We start from the raw sequence: 4,171 nt of genomic DNA on the forward strand, positions 1-4,171 counted from the left end.
AAAGCCCGACACGCGCCTCGCGCAGACGCGACCGGCGCTGAAGCCGTCGGTGAGCGATGGTGCCGGTGAGGCCACGCAGATCATGGGCGCCGCGCCGGTGATGCCGTCGAACTCGTTCGACAGCCGGTTTGGGGCGGTGAAGTAACACGCAAGGCCCCGATCATTTCGTCCGCCCGCGGCTCTCGCGGCCGAGCCTTATTGAGCGCGTCCGGCATCGTCCATTTGCTGTCCCGCGCAAGCTGTCCAAGCTTGGCGAACCCCCACATGCTCCGCCGAAAGTTGCGCGTGCAAGCCGCGTTGTGAGAGCTTAATCAGGGATCTTTCTGTTGCCCCGATAGAGCCAAATGCATGCTGCAACGCACTTTCCGTCGCAAGGCGACATTTCTTTTCCTTCTCTCGGCTGTCGCAATTCCGGACCAGGCCGCCCAGGGCAGACCGCGCGACGATTTCAAGGGAATGGGCATCGTCGAGCTGATGCAGAAGTACGGCCACCCGGACCAGATCGTCGCCTCCGGACGCAGGGACCAGGACCGGGCCTATCACTGGCGGCTGAAGACGACGGCCTCCTTCGAAGGCCCCGACGAGGGCGGGCGGCGCGAGGATTTCTTTTGCAAAGTGACCGCCATCGTTGGGCAGACCGGTCGGGTCAAGAAGTTCGAGGCACGACCCGCAGACGTCGGGGCCGGCGCCCTCGCGTCTGCCGAAGCCTTCGGGCCGTTGTGCAAGAAGACATTCGGCTCGCGACCGCGCCGGGCTCACGAAGAGAAATTCGCCAGGATGCGGCTCTGAGCAACTCGAGTTGAACGGGGCGGTCCATGGCATCCTTCTACGCAGAGAGCCACCTTAAACACATCGCCGGGCTGGAAAAGCGTCACGGGACGATCAGCGACGAGGTCGTCACAGCCCTGCGCACGCTGATCAAGTTGATTCTTCGCAGTGAAGATCCCGTCGAAGCCATCCCCTTTCTCGACCGTTGCATCTCGATCCAGGAGAGCCTGCATGGTCCGCAATCCATCGTGGGTGACCTCGATGACTGGATCGGTCGGTCAGGTCCTGTCGACTTCAAACTGGTCGCGCCGTTTCAGCTGCGGCGGCTGGCAATCAAGACAAAGCTCTTCGGCGAAGACAGTCCGGAAGCTGCCAGGGAATGCGAGGCCATCGCCCGGAGATGGGCCTCCTACGGCGACTATTCGCGCGCCAGGGCCTTTCTGGAGCGCAGCATTTCGATCCTCGAGAAGATCCATGGTGCGGCCAGCATCGAAGTGGCGACCGCGGTCGACACGCTCGCCGAGATCGCCGCGCGCCTGAAGACATGGTCGGACGCGGAGACGAATTTGCAGCGCAGCCTGCATCTGAAAGAGACGATATTCGGCAAGAGAAGCGAGCAAGCGGCCCGGACACTGCTCACCTCCGCCATCGTCCACGCCAATTCCAGCAAGCTCCAGCGACCCGGGACCAGGTTCGAACGTCTGCACAAGGCCGTGACCGCGTTCGCGTCCGGTCTCGACATCATCGAGGAACGATCTGGACCCGACAGCTTCGAGGTTCAGAAGGCGCTCGAAGTAATGATATCGGCCTATCTCGACTGTGAAGAGTTCTGGAAGGCCGAGCCCTTGCTGAAGCGGCTGCTTGCGATCCGCGAGCGGAGTGATGGAGACGACGCTGCGGCCCTGCTCTGGATCCTGGCGGAGCTCGCCGCGGGCTATGCGCGCGAACGGCCGGAAGAGGCCGAGCCGGTCCTGGAGCGAGGCTTCGCGGTGCTGCGGAGCTTCCTCGATGCCAGCAAGCCAACCTTTCGTCGCAGCATCGTGGAGATGGCCGGCAACCGGAAGGCGCTCTATGGCAGTCAGAAAGGCGTGCTCGAAACGCTGGTCCAGGCTTCGGAGACGCTTCGCGGCAATCTGCGAAAGCGATGGGGAGCGTAGATTGGAGCTCGGATGACGGATTACGACACCGAAAGCTTGCGATGCCATTGCTGCGGCAAGACCTCCGAGCATTCCGTGCTGATGAGCTCGAACCGGAGCGGCTCACCCGACCTCGACCAGCGGCCGCCGAAAATGTACCGCTGGACCATCGGGAGCTGGCTGCAGGAATGTCCCTATTGCGGCTACGTCGCGCCGAGCATCGACAAAGGCGACGCGAAGGCGCGTGCGTTTCTCGATAGCGAGGAATTCCGCGTCGCTTCACGCGACCCTGCACCCGACCCGGTAGCACGACGCTTCCTGGTGCGTGCCGCGGAGCACGCCTATCACGGAGAACGGCGATTGGCATTCCTGAGCACGCTGTCGGCGGCCTGGGTCACCGACGACCGCAACCGGCCGGCCGATGCGGCCGCACTCCGCCTCCAGGCCGCGCGTCATCTCGAGGGATCCCCGATCACCTCGATCGATACCCGCCTGCTCCTCCTCGACGTCCTGCGACGGGCGTCGAGCTGGGAGGCCGCCGAGGCGCTGGTCGTCGAATTGACGGCCGAAGAGCTGGAATATCCGTTTGCCGCGATCGTGTCCTTCCATCGCGACAAGATCGCGGCCAGGGATGGCGAGCGATATACGATCAGCCAGGCGCTCGCGGAGAAGCCGGCGCCGCCGGCCCCGGTCGAAGACCCGGAATTGATCAAGGCCATCGCACGGCACATCAAGATCGTTCCGAGCCCGCGGAAGACGTGACCATGACGGTCGCCGCTCTTGCCCTGACTCTCCCTGCTGCTCCTTCGCTTGCGACCTCGGAAAACCTGGAAGCTCGAATTCGACAATCACAGACAGCGCATCATCGTCGCGCACCCGGACCCTCTTCGGATAATACCTATTTTCTCTTTACCCGAAGACCGACACACCCTATACTCCCTCGCCATCTCATCCCGCCGGAAGAGGCGGGTCGCGATCGTCACGGTTCGTGGGGTGAGTAGCGGTGGACGCGGGCGGCGTTGGCGCCAGACCCGGTCGCAGGGCGGGGTCTCCCCGTGAGCGATCAGCCGGCGCGGTACGACAGCGCGGCTTGCGTACGGCAAAATCGTGTGGTCCTGACGCCCGGGGTCTGTGCGTCAAGTCTTGCGGTGATGTAGCGGCCCGACCGGGTGCGCACATCAGCGATCTGCATGGCGACGGGGGCAATAGTGCATCGCTCCCCGGGGAGAGCACGACATAAGCCGTCAAACCACTGCGCAGGGAAGGCCGGTTATCGGGCTGCACCTGTGTCTCCCCTGTGAGCGTCTATCTACGCATCATTGCACAGGGGCTCGCGGGTGCCAGCCAGTACCCGGCCTTCCCTGCGCCCTTCCGATTTCAAGGAACGTGAGAGCGAAGCAAAACCCGAGCGCTGGGCGCCGCGGGATCGCGATGTTGCGTCGGCTGTTTGACAATTGAAGAGCGCAGGGCAGTGACCGGACTTCTCGCCAACGTCGTCGAATTGTCGTGAGATCGAGTCCATGCAACCATGTTCAACCGTCACCCTGAGGTGGCTGCTTCTTCAGCGGCCCTCGATGGGCGACGGCCCGGCTGGCAGCTCGGCCGTTCATCCTTCGAGGCTCGCGGCACGATGCTGCGCATCGCGCCACTCGCGCCTTAGGATGACGGGGTTGGCATGATGCGCGCTGCGGCAGATTTGAAGGCAGCGCGTAGCCCGGATGAGCGAAGCGATATCCGGGAATGTCGAGAATGAATCCCGCATGTCGCTTCGCTCACGCGGGCTACGACAGCTGGAATTACGGCGCCAGATACCGCATCAGCTCCGGATTACCCCTCACCTCGCCCGCCTCACCCTGCAGCGCGACGCGGCCGCGGTCGAGCACATAAGCGTAGTCGGCGACGCGCAATGCGAGGTCGAGGTGCTGCTCGACGATGATGACGGCGATTGTCTTGGCGAGCTCGATCAGGCGCTCGGTGATCTCCTCGATCACGCCGATCCAGACGCCTTCGGTCGGCTCGTCCAGCAGCAACAGTTTTGGATCGCCGAGCATGGCGCGGCCGATCGCGAGCATCTTGCGTTCGCCGCCGGAGAGCGTGCCGGCGGGCTGGTCGAGGCGCTGGCCGAGTTTTGGGAAGATGGTCAGCACCTGGTCGACCGCGTCGGCCTTCTTGCTCGCCAGCGAGCCGACGGCGAGATTGTCGCGCACCGACAGGCGCGCGAACACCGAATGCTCCTGCGGCACGTAGCCGATGCCGGCGCGCACGCG

At 63.9% G+C, this 4,171-nt stretch carries 4 protein-coding genes; 3 read left to right on the forward strand and 1 reads right to left on the reverse strand.

Features of this window, described 5'->3' with window-relative positions:
- Window positions 1-456 precede the first annotated feature (456 nt).
- Genes MOV75_RS29255 through MOV75_RS29265 form a run of 3 tightly spaced genes read left to right on the forward strand, consistent with a single transcriptional unit; the run spans window position 457 to window position 2,666 of the window.
- Window positions 457-789 (forward strand): hypothetical protein, encoded by a 333-nt coding sequence (locus tag MOV75_RS29255; protein WP_246920802.1) that lies wholly within the window; start codon window positions 457-459, stop codon window positions 787-789.
- Window positions 790-815: 26 nt separating this feature from the next.
- Complete coding sequence (locus MOV75_RS29260; protein ID WP_246920804.1) at window positions 816-1,925, forward strand: tetratricopeptide repeat protein; 1,110 nt, start codon at window positions 816-818, stop codon at window positions 1,923-1,925.
- A 12-nt stretch (window positions 1,926-1,937) separates the two neighbouring features.
- Complete coding sequence (locus MOV75_RS29265; protein ID WP_247007066.1) at window positions 1,938-2,666, forward strand: hypothetical protein; 729 nt, start codon at window positions 1,938-1,940, stop codon at window positions 2,664-2,666.
- A 1,034-nt stretch (window positions 2,667-3,700) separates the two neighbouring features.
- Here the strand turns inward: MOV75_RS29265 and MOV75_RS29270 are convergent.
- A partial coding sequence (locus MOV75_RS29270) for an ABC transporter ATP-binding protein (RefSeq protein WP_247007067.1) occupies window positions 3,701-4,171 on the reverse strand: 471 nt, incomplete at its 5' end.

Source organism: Bradyrhizobium sp. PRIMUS42 (genome assembly GCF_023006515.1).
Classification (GTDB): Bacteria; Pseudomonadota; Alphaproteobacteria; order Rhizobiales; family Xanthobacteraceae; genus Bradyrhizobium.